General features: G+C 59.9%; 18 protein-coding genes and 1 pseudogene. 10 read left to right on the forward strand and 9 right to left on the reverse strand.

The window, feature by feature from the left end:
* Positions 1 to 14: 14 nt before the first annotated feature.
* Positions 15 to 1,547 carry an ABC transporter substrate-binding protein gene (locus OEG84_RS06840; protein ID WP_267653039.1) on the reverse strand — a complete coding sequence of 511 codons (1,533 nt, stop codon included), beginning with the start codon at positions 1,545 to 1,547 and terminating at the stop codon, positions 15 to 17.
* Positions 1,548 to 1,572: 25 nt separating this feature from the next.
* Positions 1,573 to 3,147, reverse strand: a complete 1,575-nt coding sequence (locus OEG84_RS06845) for a phytoene desaturase family protein (protein WP_267653040.1) — start codon at positions 3,145 to 3,147, stop codon at positions 1,573 to 1,575.
* Positions 3,148 to 3,282: 135 nt separating this feature from the next.
* Here OEG84_RS06845 and OEG84_RS06850 point away from each other — a divergent pair, with 135 nt between their 5' ends.
* The 6 genes from OEG84_RS06850 (at position 3,283) to OEG84_RS06875 (ending at position 10,820) form a co-directional block, all read left to right on the forward strand.
* Positions 3,283 to 4,074: a cyclase family protein gene (locus tag OEG84_RS06850; RefSeq protein WP_267653041.1), complete on the forward strand. Its 792-nt coding sequence runs from the start codon at positions 3,283 to 3,285 to the stop codon at positions 4,072 to 4,074.
* Positions 4,075 to 4,102: 28 nt separating this feature from the next.
* The gene (locus tag OEG84_RS06855; protein ID WP_267653042.1) at positions 4,103 to 5,680 is read left to right on the forward strand and encodes a phytoene desaturase family protein; all 1,578 of its coding nucleotides are present in this window, start codon (positions 4,103 to 4,105) and stop codon (positions 5,678 to 5,680) included.
* Complete coding sequence (locus OEG84_RS06860; protein ID WP_267653044.1) at positions 5,677 to 6,168, forward strand: MarR family winged helix-turn-helix transcriptional regulator; 492 nt, start codon at positions 5,677 to 5,679, stop codon at positions 6,166 to 6,168. Before OEG84_RS06855 ends, OEG84_RS06860 begins: the two co-directional genes overlap by 4 nt.
* A gap of 222 nt (positions 6,169 to 6,390) precedes the next feature.
* Positions 6,391 to 8,538, forward strand: a complete 2,148-nt coding sequence (locus OEG84_RS06865; RefSeq protein WP_267653045.1) for an indolepyruvate ferredoxin oxidoreductase subunit alpha — start codon at positions 6,391 to 6,393, stop codon at positions 8,536 to 8,538.
* A 4-nt stretch (positions 8,539 to 8,542) separates the two neighbouring features.
* Positions 8,543 to 10,126, forward strand: coding sequence for an indolepyruvate oxidoreductase subunit beta family protein (locus OEG84_RS06870; protein ID WP_267653046.1), 1,584 nt, complete (start codon positions 8,543 to 8,545; stop codon positions 10,124 to 10,126).
* A gap of 262 nt (positions 10,127 to 10,388) precedes the next feature.
* The gene (locus OEG84_RS06875) at positions 10,389 to 10,820 is read left to right on the forward strand and encodes a PACE efflux transporter (RefSeq protein ID WP_267653047.1); all 432 of its coding nucleotides are present in this window, start codon (positions 10,389 to 10,391) and stop codon (positions 10,818 to 10,820) included.
* 112 nt (positions 10,821 to 10,932) lie between these two features.
* On the opposite strand, the gene OEG84_RS06880 is transcribed toward OEG84_RS06875, so the two are convergent.
* Positions 10,933 to 12,540, reverse strand: coding sequence for an ABC transporter substrate-binding protein (locus OEG84_RS06880; protein WP_267653048.1), 1,608 nt, complete (start codon positions 12,538 to 12,540; stop codon positions 10,933 to 10,935).
* A 421-nt stretch (positions 12,541 to 12,961) separates the two neighbouring features.
* Between OEG84_RS06880 and OEG84_RS06885 the strand changes: the two genes are divergently transcribed.
* From OEG84_RS06885 to OEG84_RS06895, 3 genes and pseudogenes are all read left to right on the forward strand, one after another.
* Complete coding sequence (locus OEG84_RS06885; protein ID WP_267653049.1) at positions 12,962 to 13,942, forward strand: ABC transporter permease; 981 nt, start codon at positions 12,962 to 12,964, stop codon at positions 13,940 to 13,942.
* The gene (locus OEG84_RS06890) at positions 13,939 to 14,853 is read left to right on the forward strand and encodes an ABC transporter permease (RefSeq protein WP_267653050.1); all 915 of its coding nucleotides are present in this window, start codon (positions 13,939 to 13,941) and stop codon (positions 14,851 to 14,853) included. The genes OEG84_RS06885 and OEG84_RS06890 overlap by 4 nt, the downstream gene beginning before the upstream one ends.
* Positions 14,850 to 16,494: pseudogene (locus OEG84_RS06895) on the forward strand (ABC transporter ATP-binding protein). The gene OEG84_RS06890 and the pseudogene OEG84_RS06895 overlap by 4 nt, the downstream one beginning before the upstream one ends.
* Positions 16,495 to 16,514: 20 nt before the next feature.
* Here OEG84_RS06895 and OEG84_RS06900 read toward each other — a convergent pair.
* A complete protein-coding gene (locus tag OEG84_RS06900; RefSeq protein WP_267653051.1) occupies positions 16,515 to 17,234 on the reverse strand; it encodes an HAD family hydrolase in 720 nt (239 codons plus the stop codon).
* A gap of 85 nt (positions 17,235 to 17,319) precedes the next feature.
* Here OEG84_RS06900 and OEG84_RS06905 point away from each other — a divergent pair, with 85 nt between their 5' ends.
* Positions 17,320 to 18,267, forward strand: a complete 948-nt coding sequence (locus OEG84_RS06905) for an alpha/beta hydrolase (RefSeq protein WP_267653052.1) — start codon at positions 17,320 to 17,322, stop codon at positions 18,265 to 18,267.
* 24 nt (positions 18,268 to 18,291) lie between these two features.
* On the opposite strand, the gene OEG84_RS06910 is transcribed toward OEG84_RS06905, so the two are convergent.
* From OEG84_RS06910 to OEG84_RS06930, 5 genes are all read right to left on the reverse strand, one after another.
* The gene (locus tag OEG84_RS06910; protein WP_267653053.1) at positions 18,292 to 20,298 is read right to left on the reverse strand and encodes a CocE/NonD family hydrolase; all 2,007 of its coding nucleotides are present in this window, start codon (positions 20,296 to 20,298) and stop codon (positions 18,292 to 18,294) included.
* A 143-nt stretch (positions 20,299 to 20,441) separates the two neighbouring features.
* Positions 20,442 to 21,551, reverse strand: a complete 1,110-nt coding sequence (locus OEG84_RS06915) for an arginine deiminase family protein (protein ID WP_267653054.1) — start codon at positions 21,549 to 21,551, stop codon at positions 20,442 to 20,444.
* 223 nt (positions 21,552 to 21,774) lie between these two features.
* Entirely contained in the window at positions 21,775 to 22,536 is a 762-nt protein-coding gene (locus OEG84_RS06920) for a Crp/Fnr family transcriptional regulator (protein WP_267653055.1), read from the reverse strand.
* Between the two features lie 222 nt (positions 22,537 to 22,758).
* Positions 22,759 to 23,469 (reverse strand): phosphoglycolate phosphatase, encoded by a 711-nt coding sequence (gene gph / locus OEG84_RS06925; RefSeq protein WP_267653056.1) that lies wholly within the window; start codon positions 23,467 to 23,469, stop codon positions 22,759 to 22,761.
* Positions 23,466 to 24,023, reverse strand: coding sequence for a thioredoxin family protein (locus OEG84_RS06930; RefSeq protein WP_267653057.1), 558 nt, complete (start codon positions 24,021 to 24,023; stop codon positions 23,466 to 23,468). The genes gph and OEG84_RS06930 overlap by 4 nt, the downstream gene beginning before the upstream one ends.
* Positions 24,024 to 24,075: the final 52 nt, after the last annotated feature.

Genomic DNA, 24,075 nt, shown 5'->3' on the forward strand with positions numbered 1-24,075 from the left:
TGATCGTTTAGGGGTTACTTGGCTCGCGTCATCAGATGCGGAAGCAGCGAGCCCGACGCATGCGGGGTCACCTTGACGCCCTCGATGTGCAGGATTGGCTGTACATACTGCAACAGCGGGATCACCAGCGCGTTCTCGGCGATGTAACGATCAACATCCTTCCAGCCGGCGATGCGCTTGTCTTCATCGGCCTCGCCCCAGAGCGGTCCGATCATGTCGATCAGGTCCTGACCGTCCCACACCGAGTGCGGCGATGGGCCGAACATGGCAAAACCGGTTGATGTGGTCGGATCGCCCACCGAGTTGCCCCAGTTGTAGAACGCCGCCGGTGCCAACTGGTCGGCAGCACGCAGTTCGTAATGCTTGGCGATCTCGTAGACCTCGATTTCGGCCTCGATACCGATCTTGCGCCACAGCCCGGCGATCGCCTGGATGATTTCGTAGTCCTTCGGCTTGAAACCACGCGTGGTCTGGATCTTGAACTTGACCGGATTCTCCGGCGAATAGCCCGACGCGCCCAGCAATTTCTTGGCCTTTTCGGGATCGTAGGGAACCTTGATCGAGGAATCATAGGCAATGTATTCAGGCGTTTGCAGCGTATCGATTGGAACACCGTAGCCCGACAGCAACCGATCGATGATCAGCTTCTTGTCGATCGACATCGCCGCTGCCTTGCGCACGTTGGGATCGAGCATCACGTCGATATCGTTGAGGAAGATCATGCCGATATCGGAGATCGGCGCGGCCGTCCCCATGATGCCATTGCCGCCCTTGAGCCGGTCATATTCCTCATAGGGCATTTCCAACGTGACATGGGCGTTGCCGGATTCAATCTCGGCGACACGCGAGGCGGAATCGGTGACGAACTTGATGGTCACGCTTTCAAATTCCGGCTTGCCGCCCCAGTAGTTCGGGTTGGCCTTGAGACGGACGAACGCATTGCGCTCGAACTTGTCGACCATGTAGGGGCCGGTACCGATCGGCGCAGCCTCGAAGCCATCGGCGCCGACCTTTTCATAATAGGCCTTGGGCAGAACGTAGCCGGTGAGGAAGTACATCCATTTGAAGATGGTCGGCTCGAAGCGTGTCACATCGGCGGTGACCATGTTGCCTTCGGCCTTGATGTTGCCGAGCGTTGACCAGATGAACTGGATCGGGTTGCCAGTTTTCTCATCAGCTGCGCGGGTGAGCGACCAGGCAACATCTTCAGCAGTAAACGGCGAGCCGTCATGCCAGGTTACGCCTTCGCGCACCTTCATCATGACCTTGGTCTTGTCGTCGTTCCAGCCCCATTCGGTAAGCAATCCGGGCGCCGGCGACAGGTCTGGCTGCTGCAGGATGAACTGATCGAACACCGACTGGTAGATGCCCTGAATGGTCGGGTTGACGGCCGATGGACCCACGGTCGGGTCCCACGACGGCAAGTTGACGTTATAGGCGATGACGAGTTCTTCGATGCCCTGGGCGAGTGCCGGACCGGCAAAGGCGCTGATCGCCATTGCCGCCGCCGTGCCCTTGAGCACCGTACGACGAGAAACCTGTTTCATGCTGTTCTCCCTGCTCTTTGTTGTGTCATTTCCCGCCCAGTTTCTGGGCGAGCATGTATCCCGATCCCGCGCCGGTGCCCGCTCCCGGCCACACGCTGGCGCCGGTCAGATGCAATCCGTCGATGGGGGTCTTTCCGGTCGCGTGGCCCAAGGCCGGACGAAACAGGAAATTTTGAGATAGGTGATGGCTGCCGGCAATCTGGTCACCGCCGACCAGGTTGGGGTTGTCCGCCTGCAGATCGAGCGGCGACACCACCGTGCGGTGTATGATTTTTTGCGCAAGCCCCGGCGCATGGCGCTCGATGATGGCGATTGCCCGGTCCGCGTAGATTTCCTTGACCTCGGCCCAGTCGGTGCTGGTGATTTCGCCGCCCGCATCTGCCTTGATCTCGCCGGGCACCATCCGCACCTGCACCCACAATGTGTGCTTGCCTTCGGGCGCGCGGCTTGGGTCGACCACGGTCGGCTGACCCACCACCAGCACCGGCTCATCGGGCAGCAACCCAGCCTTGGCCTGTTGATAGGTGCGCGCCATCTGATCAAGCAACGGCGCGATATGCACATAGGCGAATTGCTTGAGCTCCTCGCTCGCGCTCCAGTCCGGCAGCCCGTCGAGCGCCAAATGGATCATCATCGTGCCGGGCGCATGGCTGAAGCCGCGCATCTTGCCGTCAAACGTCTCATCGCCCGACTGGCCCTCAAGCAGATCCATCAACCCACCGGGCGCCACATTGGCAATAACCGCTTTGCGGGCCTTGATCTGGGTGCCGTCGTCGAGCTCGATCCCGATGGCCTTGCCGCCCTCGCGCAGCACTTTGCTGACGCGCTTGCCACAATGGATCTCACCACCGTCAGCTTCGATCTTGGCCACCACCGCCCGCGTCACCGTATCGGCGCCACCCTGGCCGATGACCATGCCGAAATGCTGGTTGGCCATCGATTCGAGATAGGGAAACACCGCCCCACCGGCCATGTCGGGGGCAAAATCAAGATGCATTCCCCAGGCCGCCAGCGTGGTTCGAATATGTTCGGACTGGAACGTCTCTGTGAGAAACTGACGCGGCGAAGACAACAACAAGCGCACCAGTTCGGCAGTCCATGAAAATCCCTTGCGAAACAGGGTTTTTGCCAAAAGACGGCCTTGTACATGCATTTGCATGGGATTTCCCAGCAGTGCAAAAATGATTTCCGCGGTTCCCGGAAACTCGCCGCAAAGCCGGTCCCAGGTCTCTGCGTCAGCTTCGGAGAACGCCGCGATCCGCGCCCGCGTTTCCCCTGCACCGGTGCTGACGCCGAACCATTTGCCGTCGTCGAAGACACTGGCAAAGCAATGCGAAGCCGGCGCAAACGCGAGCCCATACCTGCCCAGGTCCTCGCCATAGGCCTTGAAAAAAGCCGAACCGGCAAAAAGACTTAAGTTCATCGCCGCCCAATCGTGACGGAACCCGGGCGCGGTCAGTTCCAATGTCTTGACGGCGCCGCCTGGGGTCGCAGCCTGTTCGAAAACCGCCACTCGCCATCCCTTGGCGCCCAGATGCGCAGCACAAGCCAGGCTGTTGAGCCCGGCCCCGATAATGATCGCGTCATACTCTTGCGGCACTACGACACCCCTCTTCCCAAGATTTATAATTGCAAATGCATATTATTATGTCTAGCATCTATTTGTACGGATTACCTGCGGGGCCACTGTCGCCCTGCCATCGCCACGTTAAGGCTTGCTTCGGGAGGACGATTGATGAACGCCGCTGACACACTGGGAAATCTCGCTGGAATGCTGCTTGAGGGAAAGGTCGAGGTGGTTGACCTCTCAGGCCTGCTTGGCCCTGACACGCCGCTTCTTCAATTGCCGGAAGATTTTGCCAAGAACACGCCCAAGATCGAAATTCACAAGATTTCCGAATATGACAGCGACGGCCCGTTTTTTGCCTGGAACTGGCTCAAGATCGGCGAGCACTCCGGCACCCATTTCGATGCACCGCATCACTGGATCACCGGCAAGGACTATGCCGATGGCTACACCGATTCCATTCCACCGCAGAATTTCGTGGCACCGGTCAATGTGATCGATTGCTCCGCTGAAGTGGCCAAGAACCCCAACTTCCTGCTCGACGCTGCTGGCGTCAAGGCCTGGGAAGCCGAGCATGGTGAAATCAAGGCCGGTGAATGGGTAGTGATGCGCTCCGACTGGGATTCCCGCGCCGGTGATCAAGCGGCCTATCTCAACGCCGACGAAACCGGTCCGCATTCGCCTGGCCCGACCGTGGATTGCATTCAGTACATCCTGTCCAAGGGCGTGATCGGCTGGGGCAACCAGTGCATCGGCACCGATGCCGGTCAGGCTGGCGGCATGGAACCACCCTACCCGGCGCATAACCTGCTGCATGCTGCCAACAAATATGGTCTGGCTTCGCTCGCCAATCTCGACAAGCTGCCGCCCAAGGGCGCGATCCTGATCGCCGCGCCGCTGAAGATCGTCAAGGGCACCGGCAGCCCGATCCGGGCGATGGCGCTGGTCGCCCGCGGCTGAACCGGAACCAGACCGGAGACCGGGCATCATGGCAGACCATGACCACATCATAGTCGGCAGCGGCATCAACGCGCTTGTCGCTGCGGCCATGCTGTCTGCCAAGGGGCAACGGGTGCTGGTGCTTGAACGCGCAGACCGTTTCGGCGGCTGCATGCGCACCGACGAGATCACCTTGCCCGGTTTCCACCATGATGTGATGGCCGCCACCTTCGTGCTGTTCCTCACCTCCCCGGCCCATGGCGCGCTCGGCGCTGATCTGGCGCGCCATGGGCTCGAATTCTGCCACACCCCGCACCCCACCGCCGTGCTCAGGCCCGACGGCTCGTCACTGGTGCTGACCACAGACCGGGCCACCAATATCAAGGCGTTCAACGCCGCCGCCGCAGGCGATGGCGACCGCCACGCTGCCGACGTCGGCGCCATCGAGGCCGATGCCCCGTTCCTGTTTGCCCTGCTGGGTGGCGAATTATGGAGCTGGCAGACGGCCAAACTGCTGGCCCGGCAGGCCTGGAGCCGCGGCCTCCGCGGTCTTGCCGCCTGGATCGGTGAGGCTCTGCGGCCGTCCCGCGCCTGGCTCGAAGCGGGCTACGCCTCCGAACGTGTCCAGGCGCTCCATGCACCTTGGGTGCTGCATACCGGGCTGACCCCCGAATCCGCCTATGGCAGCCAGATGGGCAAGGTCATTGCCTTTGCGCTTGAAGCTGCCGGTGCACCGGTGGTCAAGGGGGGCGCGAGCCAGGCCGTTGCCGCCTTCAAGAGCCTGATCGAAGCCAATGGCGGCCAGCTGCGCGACAATGCCGATGTTGACCAAGTGATCATCGAAAACGGCCGCACCACCGGCGTCAGGCTTGCCGACGGAACCACGATCACAGCAGACAACGTGATCTGTTCGGTACCGCCCGGCCAGCTCTGCCAACGCCTGCTGCGCGACCAGACACGAGCGGTTTCCGAGAAAGACACAGCACAGCTCAAGCAATTCCGTCATGGCCGCGGCAATTTCCAGCTGCACTATGCCATCGACGGCTCGATCCGCTGGAAAACCGCTGGGCTTGAGAATGTGGCGCTGGTCCATTTGGCCAACGGCATCGACTCGGTGTCCAAATCCGCAAACGAAGCCGAGCGCGGGATGATGCCCGAGACGCCGACCATCTGCGTCGGCCAGCCGCACAGGCTCGACCCGAGCCGCTGCCCGGAGGGCAAGTCGATCCTGTGGCTGCAGATCCCTGATGCCCCGCGCGTGCTCAAGGGCGATGCGGCCGGAGAGATCGAAACCTCCGGCACCTGGGACGACGCCACCCGCGAGGCCTTTGCAGACCGGATCGAGGCGATCCTTGCCCGGCATATCGACGGATTTTCCGAGAGCGTAATGGCTCGCAAGGCCTATTCACCGGCCGATCTGGAAGCTCTCAACATCAACCTCGTCGGTGGCGATCCCTATGGCGGGTCCTGTGCTCTCGACCAGTTCTTCATCTGGCGACCGTTTTCCCACACGGTCAATAATTCGACCAGTATTCGCAATCTGCACCACATCGGCGCGTCGACCCATCCCGGACCGGGGCTCGGTGGCGGCTCCGGTTTCCTGCTGGCCAAGAGGTTGGGCGCATGAACGAAATCAAGCCCACTGCGACCAACAAGGCAGAGCCGCTACGCCGGCTTGGCGAGATCGGCCTCTCCAATTTTGCCCCCTACCTGATGAACCGCATCATGGGTCGCTACAATGCCAATCTGCGGCATGAAATAGCCGGCCTCGGCCTGACCACGCCAAAAATGCGGGCGCTCGCGGTACTTTCGGTTATCGACGGGCTGCCGATCAGCGAACTTGCGGTTTACGCCGTGGTCGAGCAATCGACCCTGAGCCGCGCCCTCGAACAGCTCACCGCCGACGGCCTTGTGCGTCGCGATCCCGATCCCCACGACAGCCGGGTCACCCGCATTGTCATTACCGATGCCGGACGCGCCGCCTTTGAACAGCTCTGGCCATCGATGTCGCGGGTTTATTCACAAATGTTTCACGGCATCCCCACTGACGAACGCACAGCCTTCGTCGCCACACTGCAAAAGGTGCTTCACAACATCCGAAAACACGATTTCTAGCCGCGGCAATTCCGTGCATTCCACAGCGCCAGCCGCACGGCGGACGCCCGTCCAGGAGAGATCCGATGAAACTATCCATTCTCGCTGTTGCTGCATTGACGCTGGCTGCAAGTGCTTGTGTTGCGCAGGCGCAAGCAATGCTTACGAGAAGGAAGGCGGGTCGGTGCTGTGGTCCAACACGTCCCCGAAAAATAACAATGCGCCAGAATAAAGAGGTGTCAGATGGCTGAACGCTCATTTGCCAAGGAAGTCCAGAAACTCAAGATCGGCGAAGGTGAAACCTTTACCGGAGAAGGAATTCTGGCGATCACCAAGGCGCTTCTGGAAGCTGGCGTCGGCTATGTCGGCGGTTATCAGGGCGCCCCGATCAGTCATCTGATGGATGTGCTCGCCGATGCCGAGGAAATCCTTACCGAGCTCGGCGTGCGCTACGAGGCCAACGCCTCTGAATCCGCCGCCGCGGCCATGCTTGCAGCCTCCGTGCACTACCCGATCCGCGGCGCCGTCACCTTCAAGGGTCCGGTCGGCGTCAATGTCGCCTCCGATGCGCTGGCCAATCTGTCATCCTCCGGTGTCACCGGCGGCGCGCTGGTGATCATCGGCGAGGATTATGGCGAAGGCTCCTCGATCATGCAGGAACGCAGCCACGCATTCGCGATGAAATCGCAGATGTGGCTGCTTGATCCGCGGCCCAACCTGCCGTCCATTGTTCAGTCAGTGCATCAGGGGTTCGAACTGTCGGAAGCTACAAACACCCCGGTGATGTTGATGGTACGGATCCGCTCGTGCCATGTCACCGGCAGCTTTGAAGCCAAGGACAACAAGCGTCCGCCGTTTACCGTCAAGGATGCGCTGGCCAATCCGCGCAGCGATTACGCCCGTGTGGTGCTGCCGCCGATGTCCTATATCCAGGAACACGACAAGATCGACAACCGCTGGCCGGCTGCCCAGAAACACATCGTCGAGCACAAGCTCAACGAGATGTTCGGCCCCGGCGAGGCACCGGTTGGCATCGTCCTGCAGGGCGGCATGTATAACGGCGTGATCCGCGCGCTGCAGCGTCTTGGTCTGGCCGACATCCACGGCGAAACCGAAATCCCGCTTTATGTGCTCAATGTCACCTACCCGCTGATCAGCGACGAGTTCCTCGAATTCTGCGAAGGCAAATCAGCGGTTCTGGTGGTCGAGGAAGGCCAACCCGAATTCATCGAGCAGGCGCTGGGCTCGATGCTCTACCGGGCCGGCAAGTCCATAGGTTTGCACGGCAAGGACATGCTACCAATGGCCGGTGAATATACCGGTCAGGTGATGCTCGACGGCATCGAGGCTTTCTTGAAGAAGGCGGCACCCGAATTCCTGCCCGCCCGGCTGCGCGCGCCCAACAGCGAAGAAAAACCCGCTCTGCCGGATCTGTCCAAGACCGTACCGATCCGCCCACCTGGATTCTGCACCGGCTGCCCGGAGCGACCAGTCTTCGCCGCCATCAAGCTGACCGAGCAGGCGCACGGCAAGCACCAGATCGCCGGTGATATCGGCTGCCATCTGTTTGCCACCCTGCCCCCGTTCGAAATCGGCGGCTCGACCATGGGCTACGGCCTTGGTCCCGCTTCCAACGCGGCCTTTGACGGCGGTGGCGACAAGCGCTCGATCTCGATCCTTGGCGATGGAGGCTTCTGGCACAACGGTTTGTCATCGTCGATCGGCAATGCCGTCTACAACAAGTCTGACGGCGTCATCGTCATTATCGACAATTTCTATTCCGCCGCCACCGGCGGTCAGGACATCCTCTCCTCGCGCGCCGAAAACGCCTCCAAGGCAACCGGCCACCCGATCGCCGACGCGGTCAAGGGCGTGGGCGTCAAATGGGTGCGCCAGATCGATCGCACCTATGACGTGCCGAAAATGCGCGAAATCCTCAACGAGGCGCTGACCACCGATCATGTCGGCCCCAAGGTGATCATTGCCGCTTCGGAATGCATGCTCAACAAGCAGCGCCGCGAAAAGCCGCTAGCAAACAAGGCGATCTCCGAGGGACGGCGGGTGGAAAAACCGCGCTTCGGCGTCGACGAGGACATCTGCACCGGCGATCATGCCTGCATCCGACTGTCGGGCTGTCCGTCGCTGTCGCTGAAAAAGCTCGACGATCCCTTGCGCGACGACCCGGTCGCCAGCATCGACCAGAGTTGCGTGGGGTGCGGCAATTGCGGCGAAGTCGCCGATGCCGCGGTGCTGTGCCCGTCCTTCTTCCGCGCAGACGTGGTCCACAATCCCAGATGGCTGGAACGCACGATGGGCTCTTTCTCCGGTAGAGTGATCTCTTGGCTTCAAAACCGCCGCTCGCGTGGCCGCATCGAATTTGGTCAGGTCTGATCCAATGGCAAGCAAAACCCAATCCGCCCTGAAATCCAAACCACACGATACCGCGCTCGACGAGGTCATCAAGCTCGCCGTCATGGCCGTTGGTGGCCAGGGCGGCGGCGTGCTGACCAACTGGATCGAGGATTGCGCCCGCCGCAACGGCTATGCCGTCCAGGCCACATCGGTCGCCGGCGTTGCCCAGCGCACTGGCGCTACCATCTATTACATCGAGATGGCACCGGCCGGTGATCGTCCACCGGTGTTCTCGCTGCTGCCGGCCGCCGGCGATGTCGACATTCTCGTGGCTGCTGAAATGATGGAAGCCGGTCGCGCCATCATGCGCGGCTTCGTCACCCCCGACCGGACCACGCTGATCGCCTCCTCGCACCGGGCGTTGGCGGTGTCGGAAAAGACCGCCCCCGGAGACGGCATCGCCGATTCCGACGAGGTTATCGCCGCCGCCGAAATCGCCGCCCGCCGCTTCATCCTGTTCGATATGGACACAATGGCGATCAAGGCCGGATCGGTGATTTCATCAACGCTGTTTGGCGCGCTTGCCGGTTCCGGAGCGCTGCCGTTCGAGCGTGAAAGTTTCGAGGCGGCGATCAAGGCTTCCGGGCGCGGTGTCGAGGCCAGCCTGCGCGCCTTTGCAGCCGGATTCGAGGCCGCCGCCGGCGGCATTGTCGAAACACCATCCGCTGGCCCCATAGACAAGCCTGCAAAAACCGCCCCGCAAGGACCGCAACCGCTTCTCGAGGGGTGGCGGGAGCTGGAAGCTCGGGCGATAGCAATACCGATGCCGGCGCGCGACATGGCGCTCACGGGCCTGCGTTCGGTGGTGGATTTTCAGGATCTTGCTTATGGCGCAGAATATCTCGACCGGCTGGAACGGGTAATGGCCGCAGACGATCCCGCCAAGGATCATGAACTGACCAGGGAAGCCGCTAAATACATCGCCAAGGCGATGGCCTATGACGACGTCATCCGGGTGGCCGATCTGAAGACCCGCGGCAGCCGTTTTGCCCGTGTGCGCAGCGAAATCGCCCCGGCGGACGGTGCACGGATGAAGCTCACCGAATTCATGCATCCGCGCGCTGAAGAAATTGTCGGCATGATGCCAGCGCACCTTGGACGCCGGATGTCACAAAGCCCAGCTGCGATGAAGTTGATCGACCGGATATTCAACCGCGGGCGCCGCGTGCGCACTGACCGGCTGTTGCCGTTTGCCCAACTCTACGTGCTCGGCGGCCTGCGCAAATTTCGACGCGGCACCTTGCGCCACGCGGTCGAAAAACAGCATCTCGACGACTGGCTCGATCTGGCGCTGAAATACCGTCATGCCGATTACGCGCTGGGTGTCGAAACCCTCCGCAACCGCCGCCTGATCAAGGGCTACTCAGACACCCACGCCCGCGGCCTGTCAAAATTCGACCGGGTGATGGATGGCGTGGCGCTGCTCGCGGGTCGGGACGACGCCGCCCATTGGTGCCGGTTGCTGCGCGAGGCAGCGCTGGCCGATGAAAAGGGCGACAAGCTTGAAGGTGCGCTGAAGACCGTCAGGTCCTTTGCCGTCCAGGGCGAAAGCACCCACGCAAATTGAATCTGATTACCTGAAAGCTTCCGCAACCATTTGATCAAAATAATTTTTTTGCCTGCCAAGCCGGCCGTTCCCCGGCCGAACTTGGCTGACGGCTGAGGACGTGGTGCATGAGAACCGCAGAAGGGCCAATGCCCTGCGACCAAAAGCCGAATACGGGTCTTGTCTCATGCCACCAACTTCATATATCTCAGGCTGAAGCGAGGACGACCTCCCCCATATCGGGTTTTGCATTCGGGACGGCCCTGAACTTTTGGGGATTCCCATGCGAACGACTGCTGACCGTATCCGTCACGCCCTGAGCTTCGAAATCATCGCCCTATTCATCGTCACCCCTGCCGGCGCCTGGGCATTTGGCGTTCCCATTCATGATATCGGCGTTGTCGCCATTATCAGCGCGACGATCGCCACCGGCTGGAACTACCTCTACAATCTGCTGTTTGATCACGCCCTGATGCGATTAACCGGAACTGTCCGCAAGACAATCGCTATGCGCGTCGCTCATGCCACCCTGTTCGAGGCCGGGCTGCTGATTGTGCTGCTGCCATTCATCGCCTGGTATCTCGGCATTGGCCTGATCGAGGCGCTGATGATGGATATCTCGTTTGCGCTGTTTTACCTGGTCTACGCGTTCATCTTCAACTGGGTCTACGACCTGATCTTTCCGCTGCCAGCACCGCAGACAAAATTCAGCTGACTCCGGCAGCGTTTTGCTGCGTCTGCCCGGTACCCGCAGCGCATCACACAATTGAAGCAAAAACGGCCGCGGATTGCTCCGCGGCCGAATGGTTTTAGGATAAATCCTGAGATCAGGAAAACCACCAGCGTTCAGTGAATTTGCCGCCATCAGATTGCCAGTTGGCCGCAACATTTTCATCATGCGTCAGTGACTTGGAATGGGCATGAATGAAGTTGGCCCACATGCTGACGATAGCCCCGCCATCATCCTGCAGAATCTTCTGCGCTTCCCAATACTGGCCCTTGCGCTTGGCATCGTCGGTTTCCGACCGCGCCATGACAACCAGATCATTGAACTTCGCAGCCGCCTCACCGTCTTTCCAGGCGGTATCATTCCACTCGGTGTCATTGGTATAGGCAGACGTGTACATCCAGTCCTGGGTCGGACGGCCACTCCAGTAGCACGCGCTCCAAGGCTTCTTGTTCCAGACGTTGGACCAGTAGCCATCGCTGGGCTCACGCACCAGTTCGATCTCGATTCCGGCTTCCTTGGCGGAAGCAGCGATCAGCTGAGCCGCATCGACGGCGCCGGGGAATGCAGCGTCGGAAACAGACAGCTGGATCGCACCGGAATGGCCGGATTTCTTGTAATGTTCGGCAGCCTTTTCGGCGTCGAACTCATGCACCGGCAGTTCGGTGTTGAAGAACGGCATCGAGGCATTGACCGGCACGTCATTGCCAGCCTTACCGTGACCGAGCAAAATCTTGTCGACCAGCTCCTGGCGCTTGATAGCATATTTGAGTGCCATGCGCAGGTCGTAATTGTCGAAAGGAGCAGCGTTTACCCGCATCGGGAAGGTGTAATGCTGCGTGCCGGTTGTCTGAAGAATATCAAGTGTCGGCACACGAGCCAGCAGAGACACGGTTTTCGGATCGACATTGTCGATAAAATCGACATCGCCGTTCATGATCGCGTTCTGGCGCGCTGTAGTGTCGGCGAGCGTGATGAATTCAGCTTCGTCGAAATGCGCACGGCCTTCCTTGAAGAAGTTGGGATTGCGCTTCATCAAGGTGCGCACGCCAGCTTCATAGCTTTCAATGATATAGCCGCCGGTACCGATCGGGCTGTTGGCATCTTCGATCTGGCCATCCACGGAGGGCATGATCATGATGTGATAATCGGAAACGATATACGGGAAGTCGGCATTGCCGCCTTCGAGTTCGAAGATCACCCGGTTGTCGCCGTCCTTCTTGATTTCCTTGACCGCAGTCAACAGGCCTTTGGCGGCAGACTTGGAATTTTCATCGCGGTGGTAGTTGAACGTCGCGATCACATCGTCGGCGGTCATGGTCTTGCCGTTGTGGAATTCCACGCCCTTGCGCAGATCGAACACCCAAGTCTTGGCACCGTTTGACGGCTCAAAGGTTTCGGCCAGTTCGGCAATCAGTTTGCCGTCGTTGCCCACTTCGGTAAGCTGGTTGCCGCGGGCGTAGTTGATAGCCTGCGTCATCCCATTTTCAGAGGTGCCCGGATCAAGCGCATCGGTGGTCGAACCGTAGGAAGAGCCATAGCGCAGTTTGCCGCCACTCTTGGGTGTTGCAGCGAGCACATTCGTCGCCAGCGTCAGCGCCGATGGAACAGCCAAGCCGGCAGCAATGGCGGTCTTGATGAATTGCCGGCGGTCAATCTGGCCTTCGCTGAGCCAGCGCGCCTGTTTTTTCAGATATTCGTCTCTCATGGCTTTCTCCGTTTTGTTCCCAGAAATTTCTTGTGCTCATTTTGTTGGGTGAGATGTCGCTGAAAGAAGCGCCCACCTGTCGGTCATATCCTGTCCCCCTGACACCTGTTGTCAACCACTGACACTAAATCCATCAATAGCATGGCCGGAGCAAGGCCATGGTCAACAAATTTAAGATTAAAGCATTGACATCGATCATGGCCATTAACGAGGCAGATCTATATCCAGAGTAATCAACGCCGATCATGTCCCCGTCTGCGCGCATATGGCAGTCAACTGTGATTAACTCGCAGCAGCCGGTTTACATTACAAGCCGAGTGACCAACAATACAACGAGTTGCTCAATGGCCAACGCATGCCATTCAGCCGCAGTTCGGATGATGGCTCCAAGTCCATCCAATAATTCAGAAGGGATACGCCGTTGAATGCTGTTGTGGAGACAATTCTCAAACGGCTTGGTCTCGGCATTGCCACGCTGTTCGTCGTCTCCGCCATCATCTTCAGCTCCATCTCGATGCTTCCCGGAGACTTCAGCGAAGCGGTGCTTGGTCAGGCCGCGACCAAGGAAACCGTCGCCGCGTTCCGCAAGGAACTGGGTCTCGATAAGCCGGCACCGATCCGTTATTTCGAGTGGGTCGGCTCCGTCCTTCAGGGCGATCTCGGAACTTCTTTCTCAGGCCGCAACGCATCCGGACAGGATCGCTCCCGCAAGGTCGTTGACCTGGTCATGCCACGGCTTTGGAACACACTGTTTCTGGCCGGCGTTACTGCTCTGATCGCCGTACCGCTGGCACTGTTTCTGGGACTAACGGCAGCACTTTACCGCAACACCGCCTATGACCGAATCGTCAATGGGGTGACGCTTACAACGATCTCGACGCCGGAATTTTTCGTCGCCTATATCCTGATCCTGTTCCTGGCCTCGCTGTGGCCGGTGTTTCCCTCTCTCGCCAACATTGATGTATCGACCGCCCTTGGCGAGCGGCTCTATCGCATAGCGCTGCCCGCACTGACGCTGACCCTGGTGATTGTCGCGCACATGATGCGCATGACCCGCGCTGCCATCATCAATCTGCTGGCCAGTCCCTATATCGAGATGGCGCGGCTCAAGGGGGCCTCGCGCTCCCAGATCATTCTCAAACACGCCCTGCCCAATGCCTGGGCGCCGATCGCCACCGTCATCGCCTTCAACCTGGCCTATCTGGTTGTCGGCGTGGTCGTGGTTGAAGTGGTGTTCGTCTACCCCGGCGTCGGTCAGTTGATGGTTGACGCCGTGACCAGCCGCGACATTCCCGTGGTTCAGGCCTGTGCGCTGATCTTCGCAGCGACCTACATCCTGCTTAACCTGACCGCCGACATCATCGGCATCGTCACCAACCCGCGATTGTTGCACCCACGATGAGCGAGCAACCAGACACATACGCAGCTTCTGCCGAAGTCGGCGCTGTGCGTACCCGCCGCAGCCGCTTCGAACGGTTTGGCCTGTTGATGAAATCAGCCCCTCCGAGCGCCTGGTTTGGGATGACCGTGGTCGCCATTTACATCCTTGTGGCGATTTTCGCCGATGTCATCGCGCCCTATGGCGAGGCAGAAATTCATTCTGCTGCCTTCGCACCATGGGGCGATGAGTTCTTTTTCGGCACCGACCAGATCGGCCGCGACGTGCTCACCCGGCTGATCTACGGCGCCCGCAACACCATGGGCATTGCGCTCGCGACCACGTTTCTGTCGTTTCTCATCGGCGGCGGCCTGGGCCTTGTGGCCGCCATCAATCGTCGTTGGCTTGACCAGGCGCTGAGCCGGTTCGTCGACGTTCTGATGGCAATTCCAAGCCTGATCTTTGCGCTGATGCTGCTGTCTATTTTCGGCTCCACCATCACCAGCCTGATCATCATCATCGCGGTGCTGGATTCCACCCGGGTCTTCCGCCTCACCCGCGCTGTTGCGGTTAATGTGGCTGTGATGGATTATGTGGAGGCAGCCAAGCTGCGCGGTGAAGGTCTCGGCTGGATCATGCGCCGGGAAATCTTGCCCAACATCATGCCGCCACTGGTAGCCGAATTCGGCCTGCGCTTCTGCTTTGTGTTCCTGACCATCGCCGCATTGTCTTTCCTCGGCGTCGGCATCCAGCCGCCGACGGCGGACTGGGGTTCGATGGTACGGGCCAATGCTTCGCTGATTCAGTTCGCCAAATACGACATGACGGCGGCGATCACTCCCTTGCTTCCGGCTGCGGCGATTGCGCTTCTGACAGTCGCGGTGAATTTCATTGTCGACTGGTTCCTCCAGAAAACAAGCGGGCTCCGCGAATGACCGTCACTCCCGTAACCAACCCCGAATCCTCGGCCGATTTCAGCAATGAAATCCTGTTGAAGATGCGCGACATCCGCATCGACGGCTATTCCGACGAGCAGTGGCACCCGATCATCAAGGGCGTCGACCTGACGCTTCGCCGCGGCGAGATCATGGGGCTGATTGGCGAATCCGGCGCTGGCAAGTCCACCCTCGGCAAGGCCGCCATGGGCTACACCCAACCCGGCTGCAAACTGACCGGCGGCTCGATCATCTTCGACGGGATCGACCTGGCCAAAGCCAAGGACCGCGACAAGCGCCTGCTTTGGGGAACCCGCATTGCTTATGTGGCGCAATCGGCCGCCGCCTCTTTCAACCCGGCGCATCGGCTGATCGATCAGACCGTCGAAGCCGCCACTCGGCGTGGAATCCGGCCCGATGCGGAATCGCGCGCCGATGCGGTGGAACTGTTCAGGGCTCTGCAACTGCCCGATCCCGAAACCATCGGCAACCGCTATCCGCACCAGGTTTCAGGCGGACAGTTGCAGCGGGTGATGACCGCCATGGCAATGTCACCGCGCCCGGATCTGATCATCTTTGACGAACCCACTACAGCGCTTGACGTCACCACCCAGGTCGAAGTTCTGGCCTCGATGCGCAACATCGTCGCGGAATTCAACACGGCGGCGATCTACATCACCCATGATCTGGCCGTGGTGGCCCAGATGGCTGATTTCATCCAGGTGCTGCGCTACGGCGAAGAGGTTGAAGAGGCGCCGACCCGGCAAATGCTGACCAAGCCGGAAATGCCCTATACCAAATCGCTGTGGTCGGTCCGTTCGCTGGAAAAGCCCGAAGTCAAGGGAGAGGATATCGTCCTGTTCATCAACAACATCGACGCAGCCTATGGGCCGGTAAAGGTGCTGCACGATGTCTCCATCAAGCTGCCGCGCGGACGCACGGTTGCGGTTGTCGGAGAATCCGGTTCCGGCAAATCGACCACGGCACGGGTAATGACTGGATTGCTGCCGCCGCTCAGTGGTACCGTTACCTTCAATGGCGAAGAGCTGCCCGCCGCCTTGAAGGATCGCACCAAGGATCAGTTGCAGCGAGATCCAGATGATTTACCAGATGGCCGACACGGCAATGAATCCGCGCCAGACGGTTGAGGACATCATCGGTCGACCTCTCGAGTTCTACTTCGGCCTCAAGGGCAAGGCGCGCGAGGAGCGGATCCTCGAGCTACTGGACATGATCGAGCTCGACGAGAGCTTCATGGACCGCCTGCCGTCCGAACTTTCCGGCGGTCAGAAACAACGCATCTGCATTGCCCGCGCGCTGGCGGCCCGGCCGGACGTCATCATCTGCGACGAGGTCACCTCCGCGCTCGACCAGATCGTGCAGGAAGGTATCCTGCAATTGCTGTTGCGGCTGCAGAGGAAGTACGACATCACCTACTTGTTCATCACACATGACATCGCCACGGTGAAGGCTATTTCGGACGAAATCGTGGTGATGTTCGAGGGCGAAGTTGTCGAACAGGGGCTCAAAAGCGAGATTCTGTCGCCGCCCTTCCCCGCATACACCAAATTGCTGTTGTCGTCGGTTCCGGAGATGGATCCCGACTGGCTCACCAATCTCCTGGAAAAACGCGACGACTGACCGGTGCGGGCCAAGCCGTCTTATCTGGCAGCAATGAGAGCGGGCAGATCCGCCACCGAATCAATCAGCACATCGGCCAGTTCAGCCAGCGTCTGGCGTGTGCCGGTTCCGGACAGCACCCCGATCGCAGCTCCCGCACCGGCAGCCCGAGCCATCTCCATATCGTGGCCATTATCGCCAACCATGGCGATCTCGGCAGGGCTCAGGCCCAGATGAGACGCATAGGCATTGATCATGCCCGGCCCCGGTTTCGGGCCATGCCCGCTGTCATAGCCGGCGATGAAGCTGATATGCCGTGACACCCCCAAAACCTCGACGGTTCGGCGGATACTGGCTTCGCCGTCACTCGAAGCGATACCCAGCAAGAACCCGGCTTCGGTCAGCGTTTGCATCAGCGCCGTTAGGTCACAAATCGGCCATGGAGACTCAGCGCCCTCGACAAAGATCCTGTCGAGAAGGCGCATCAGTTCTTCGGGGGAAAATGGGCTACCATGCGCCACCATGTGCGCGGCGATCTCGCCAGCATTCGCCGCTGCAAACATGCTGTCAGCGCGAGTCTTGCCGGTGAGCGGGTCCATGCCGCATTTATCAAGCAGGACATCGGCCAGCGCGGCATCTCCGTTTGCCGCAATCAATGCCCCCTTGCGGTTGGTGTCCGCCCAGGTCTTGTCAAAGTCGACCAGCGTACCATCCTTGTCGAACAGGATTGCCTTGATCTCGCTACTCAATTTCCATGTCATGATGCGTTTCCGGTTTGACACAAGCTGTGCCCCGCGCTTGCATGGGCGTCAACACCGGGACCCGAACCTTTCCGAGGATTTTCCATTGCGCCCCTCACCCTACGACACGCTGATCGATGACGAAACATGGTCGTTCATCGACAAATCGAATGCGTTTTACCCTGCGGATGCGACCAGTCTCGATCATGCCGGACAACGTCGCGTCTATGATGAGTTGTGTCAGGCTTTTGACGCAGGACGCCCACCCTCTGTAACGGTGCGTGACTTCTCGGTGCGCGGCCCGCAAGCCCCGATCCCGCTACGACAATATCTTCCTGACGCTTCAGCGCCCAAAGCATGCGTGCTGTACCTGCATGGTGGCGGCTTCGTCCTCGGCGGATTGGAAAGCCATGACAGCATTTGCGCGGAGATCTGCGACCGCACCGGCTATCAGGTCATATCAGTCGATTACCGGCTGGCGCCTGAACATCTCCATCCCGCCCAGGTCGAGGATGCGCTTGCCACCTTCCGCCATGTCGCCAGCGATTACGCACTTCCGATCATCCTGTGCGGCGACAGCGCCGGCGGCAATCTGGCCGCAGCAGTTGCATCGGCAACTCGCGGCCAGGCGCTGGCCCCAGCAGCACAGGTCTTGATCTACCCCGCCCTTGGCGCCGACACGTCGAAAGGCACATTCGTCAGCCACGCCCATGCGCCGATGCTGACCACTGCCGACATGCTCTATTACGATGATTTGCGCTCGGGTGGCGCGTCACCCGTCGATGAGCCCTTATTCACGCCACTCGCCGCACCGAATTTTACCGGCATACCGCCGACGCTGGTCTTCACCGCCGAATGCGATCCGCTGTCAGGCGATGGTCCTGACTATTGCGCCCGCCTCACCCGGACTGGCGGCAAAGCTATCTGCTTTGAAGAAAAAGGCCTGGTTCACGGCTATCTGCGCGCCCGGCATTCGGTGCTCCGCGCACGTGACAGCTTTGCCCGCATGATTTCAGGCATCAAAACGCTCGGTGCGGGCGAATGGCCCTATTGAGGATGAAGCATTGCGCCAGCCCGATCAGACGAAACGGCGCGCAATCCGTTCCTCCCAATCCTTGTCAAACAGCACCTCGCCATTCTCCGATGCCACCAGTTTCCCGGTGATGTAAAACCAGTCCTTGTCGCAGCGCATTTCCATGTCCGCGACCGTTTCGGTCCGCCAGGCGTCCCGCCCGCCGGTCTGCTCCCAGCGGATATGCGAGGTCGCGGAGAGCGGATTATCGGGATGGATCGACCAGCGTTCCCGCGTCGTGCTTCCGGAGATTAGACCATGCTCGAGATCCCGGTTCTCGCCGGAATCGTTGAAGATGGTGGTGGTGATCACGCCTGTTTCGGGATCGGTTTGAATGTCGCGGGTTGAGGTGGATGGCCTGAGATTTTCATGCCGCCAGGGCGCCGCTCCGACAGGCTTATCAAAACCGCACTCATCCGCATCGGCAGTCACCGTTCGGCAAGGCAGCGCCAGCGTCCCCGCTTCAAGCGTCAGAGTCGCCCGCTCCGGCGCAGGCCAGATGAACGGCCAGTAGGACGTCGAGATCGCGATCCGCAATCGGTGCCCGGCAGGAATCCGGTAGGCGATCTGATCGAGGGTGACCGTTGTTTCAAACACTTCCCCGGGCGACAGCAGTTCCGGCTTCTCGCTGGACTTGCTATGGGTCAGGTTGAGCACACCCATGGTGATCAGCGCCGAGGTTCCGTCGGGACGAAGGTCGCAAAGCCGCACCGCCAGTTGCGCCATCGGCTTGTCCGACCGGAAACGCAGCGCCAGTTTTGGCGAACCGACAATATCCAGCGGTTCCATCAGAACGGCGCCATCGAAACAGGCGGAGCGCAGATCATCCGGGGTTTGCTCGTCAGGCAGTTCCGGCCCATAGGCGAAGGGGAAATATTCGCCCGCCTGACTGCCGCAATCACTGGAAGAACAGATCGGCACAGCTGTCGTCATCTCCGCGTCGCCAAGAAAACCGTCCCCCAGTTGCAACGTAATCTCGTCACTATTGGGTGACGGCCATTGGCTCTCTGCTATCCAGCGGCCGGCACGCTCATCCACCCAGCGCTGCGGGGCGATGCTGTCCATCAGCCAGGCCCGGTAGGCCGGCAGAACCTGCGCTCCATTGTCGATCCCTTTGAGCCAATGGTCCCACCAGCATTTGGCTTCCTGCAAAAAGCCGATACGCGGTTCGGGGCCGGCATAATGCGGATATTTGTGAATCCACGGCCCGACGATACCCTTGACCGGAGCATCGAGATTTTCGACCAGTTGCGAAATCGTGTTGCGATAACCATCGTGCCAGCCGCCGATCGACAGCACCGCAGCCTCGATCGCGCCAAAGTCCTCGCAAACCGAGCCATGTTTCCAGTAATCGTCCCGCGTCTGCCGCGAAATCCACTCGCGCGCCAGAAACGGCATCTCTCTCAACCTGTTGAGCCACAATTCACGCCAGCCCGGCCCCAGCAGCAGCGGGTCAGGCGGCCGCGATGAATAGGACAGCATGTTAGCTGCCCAGCCGAAGTTTTCACCCAGCAGGCACCCGCCCTTGAAATGAATATCGTCGGCAAAGCGGTCAACGGTCGAACAGATCGTGATGATTGCCTTCAGCGCCGGCGGCCTCAATGCTGCGACCTGCAGCGAATTGAACCCGCCCCAGGAAATCCCCATCATCCCGGCTGTGCCCGAACACCAGGGCTGTGCGACGGCCCAAGCGATCACATCGCAGGCGTCCTGCAATTCCTGCTCGGTATATTCGTCCGTCATCAAGCCTTCGGAATCGCCGTTTCCCCGCATATCGACCCGGATGCAGGCATAGCCCTGCCCTGCCATCCAGGGGTGGGTGAGACTGTCGCGCACGATTGTGCCATCGCGCTTGCGGTAAGGCAGATGTTCGAGAATGAGCGGCACCGGATCAGCCTCGGCGTCCTGCGGCATCCAGATCCGCGCCGACAAACGACAGCCGTCGGGCATGATGATCAACTGGTCGGCGATCTCGATGATATCGCGCGGAAAATAAGTCTCGGTTTCTGGCATGAATGATACCAAGGCGTCTCTCCCGTTTGCAGCGCCGAAACCCGGGAATTACCGGCGGATTCGATGCATGAGGTCTGTGCGTGCCGGGGTCCCGGCCGCATATCAATTGAGAAATGGAATATCAGGGTTCGCACAAAAGGATGTCACACCGGTGCTGGCCCGGCAAGCAGCGCGGTGACAAGCCCGCGCGGCCCCTTGCAATCGTGTGCCAGCGCCGAGCCGTTGAGGGCACACGCGATGGTGACGCCGTATTGCTCAAGCACCTCAAACGCAGGTTCGTGCTCGGCGAACGCAAGGATATGTCCCGGCGCCAGCACGATTGGCGACAGCCCCGCCAGAGAACGCCCGACAGCACCGGGATAATGGCTCGCATCAATGACATTGAGACCGCCGGAGAATGAGGCGCACAGTTCTCTCAGAAATGCGGTATCGCAGGCCGTGATCCTCAACACCTCGCCCCGCGGGGCGGAGTAAACCCTGAACACTTCCGCCTGCTCCAGCACAGCCCCGTCGACAATCACACAATCGGGTGCGAGTGCAACAAGGCAATCATCGAGACACCTGCCATCAGGCCCGGTGAGATCAACCCAGAACGCATGTCCAACCGCATTTTGCTGAAACAGCGCAGCCGTCAGCGCTGAAAGTGCCGTCACGCTGGTAGCGCGTGTAATGGCACCGATAAAGATATCGCCACAGCCCAAAATTGCCAGATCACGCCCGTCAATCGCCGGAAAATCGCAATCTGCGCCATCGGAAGTCGGCCAGAACTCAAAATTCGCATCGTCAAACAACGGTGCAAAGTTCAAGACCGCCGACACTGTAATTGCCTCGGGCCGCCTTGCCGCAGGCAACGGCTGCGCAATGACCACGTTGCCGCCCAAAACTCTCAGATGACGGCGCAGATTGCCAAGGTCATAAAGCGGGCAAAACACCCAATCAACTTCCCCGCCGGCGCCCTTTTTGACTTTACTTAATTCCGAAGGCAGATCCGATACTTGCATGCCGTTGACCAGGTAATCTGCCAGCACATCTACCGGTCGCTCACTCAGCCAAGTCGAAATCTCTGTCACTCGGCCCGCGTCATCCACACATTCGCCCACCCGTCGCTCGAGCACCCAGTCACGCGCATCGGCAAAACCGAGCGCCGAGGCAAGCAGTTCATCAAAATAGCGAACCCGCACGCCTTCCTGTCCGAGTACTCGCACCAATTCCGCGTGCTGCAGCCGCGCTTGGCCGGACAAATCCGCAGACAAGTGTCTTGCCTCGGGGCGAGGACGCAGTGGTGCCTGGACAAGAACATCGCGCAGGACGCAGGCATCGCCGGCTACCGAAATTATCGTGCTGTTGTGAGACACGTTTCAACCAACCCCATGATCAGGTGCACGAACGCACTGCCAATCATGCTCGGCTCAAAAACCCGGCCCACATTGATATTCGTCAAGTATCGGTTCGGAGCCGCGCCAGTCTGGGGCGTGATCAGGAAGACACGATTTTGTCGAGATCACCGCGCGATTCACCCGATTGCCGGATCAGTTCGTTGGCATCAAGCAACTCGAAATGCTTGGCATCGAGAATGCGGATCACCTTGGTGCGCGACAGGGTCTGGATATTGCGGCTCAGCGTCTCGGGCGTGGTACCGAGATAATCGGCGATGTCGCGTCTGCTGAGCGGCAAATGCACCACCGGATGAACCGCATCAAAATTGTTGAGATGCTGGTTCCTGGAGCGTTTGGCAAACACGTAGATCAGGGTGGCGATGCGCTCCATGGTGGTATGACCATTGGTGATCGCCGCCCACTCGCGCACCGCGTCGAGCTCATCCAGTTTGGCCTTGAGCATCTCATGCTCAACCGCCGGATGATCACCCAGAAACCGCTCAAAGGCGGGGCGGTTCATCGTGCACAGTGTCACATCGGTCGCCGCTTCATAGGAAAACCGCGATTCATCACTGAACAGACGTCCAAAGAAATCAGAAGGAAACAACAGCCCGACAATATGATCGTCGCCATTGATCGAGGCGCTCGACAGTTTAACCACGCCATCAACGACATTGCCGACGATGGTGCAGGGCTCGGCCTGCGCCTGAATCACGCTGCCCCACGGAAATTCACGCACATGGGAAATCCGACCGAGTTGCGCCATCGCTTCGGGCGACGCCGCCTGGCACACAGCCTTGTTGTGCACAACACAACTGCTGGACTTGCCACACAGACACGAGACTTCCGCCAGTTCGGTCATTCGTTGTCCCTTGTTGGCTCGCGCCTTCAGTGGTCGGCGGCCCGCAGCGATGTCACGATGCCACCGGGTTCGGTCGCGGTCTGTTCAACTTGGTCCTGCCAGATGCCCGGCATCATCGGCTGGAAGCATATCCGAGCCCTTGCGCTGTGGAAAGAACTTCGCCGGACACCGAATTCCACCCGGGTAATCCGCCAGCCTTCCAACCATACCAGATAGTGCCTGTCAGGCAGATTGCCTGAGCGCCTCGATTGCACCGGCGAGGTCAATCAGGCTGTCGATGACCACGGTTGCGCCCAGTTGCTCGACGGCAACGTTGGTATAGCCGCCGCGCACTGCAATGCTCGTCACCGAAGCTGCCCTGGCCGCATCGATATCGGCCGGGCTGTCGCCAACCATCACCACATCCCCGGCCACCACACCGAGGACGCCAAGCGCGTGCTCGATCATGTCGGGTGCAGGTTTGCGGGTCGGTCCGGTGTCGCCGCCAACAACCACCTCGATAAAGTCTTCGAAGCCGAAATGCGTCAGCACCTCGCGGGTAAAGGCCTCCGGCTTGTTGGTCACCACACCGAGCTTGACACCGGCGCCCGCGAGCGCGGCGAGAACATCAGCAGCACCGGCCATGATCGTCGTGTGCCGGGTCAGATGCTTGCCGTAAATCGCCATCATCCGATTGGTAGCTTCATCAAGCGCAGCGCCGGTGATCGGTCTGTTACTGGCCGCATAGGCGCGCTCAACCAGTGTCCTGACCCCGTTGCCGATCATCGCCCGCACTGCCGCAACAGATTGCGGTGGCAAGCCGTCTGATGCCAACAGTTGATTGGTGGCCGCAGCGATGTCGGGGACGGAATCGATCAGGGTGCCATCAAGATCGAACAGAACAGCTTTCGGCCAGCTTCCGTCGCCGGTCTTGGACGCAACGGTCGCACTCACGAAGCGTCCTTCCACTTGATAGAGCAACCCATCGAGGCGATCTGCTCTTCCGGCCCCTTGCCGGTCTCGACAATCTGCTTCATCGCCTCATAAAGGTCGCGGCGAAGCCCGGTCGCCCCCGCCTTCTTGCGCGAGGCATCCAGACGACCGCGATACTGCAGTTCCATGTCAGCGTTGAAGCCAAAGAAGTCCGGGGTGCAAACCGCGCCCCAGCCCCGGCCCACTGCCTGATCCTCGTCATAAAGATAGGGAAACGGAAACCCGTGCTTTTCGGCAAACAGCTTCATGTTGTCGAAGGAATCCTGCGGGTGACTGGTAACATCGTTGGACGATATCGCCACGAAGCCGACGCCGAGCTCAGCCAGATCCTTGGCAACTTGCACGATCCGGTCAATCACCGCGACCACATAGGGACAGTGGTTGCAGATAAACACCACTACCAGCCCGTTCTCGCCAGCCTGGGCAAGGATATCGTGGTCCTTGCCATCTACGCCCGGCAGGGTCGCGTTGACGGGTTTCCATCCAAAATCACACAGCGGGGGAACAGCAGCCATATTGGGTCTCCGGAATTGGGTAGGCCGCGGGCCTGTTGCCGCCGCCACTTGA

This window comes from Hoeflea algicola (genome assembly GCF_026619415.1).
Lineage (GTDB): Bacteria > Pseudomonadota > Alphaproteobacteria > Rhizobiales > Rhizobiaceae > Hoeflea > Hoeflea algicola.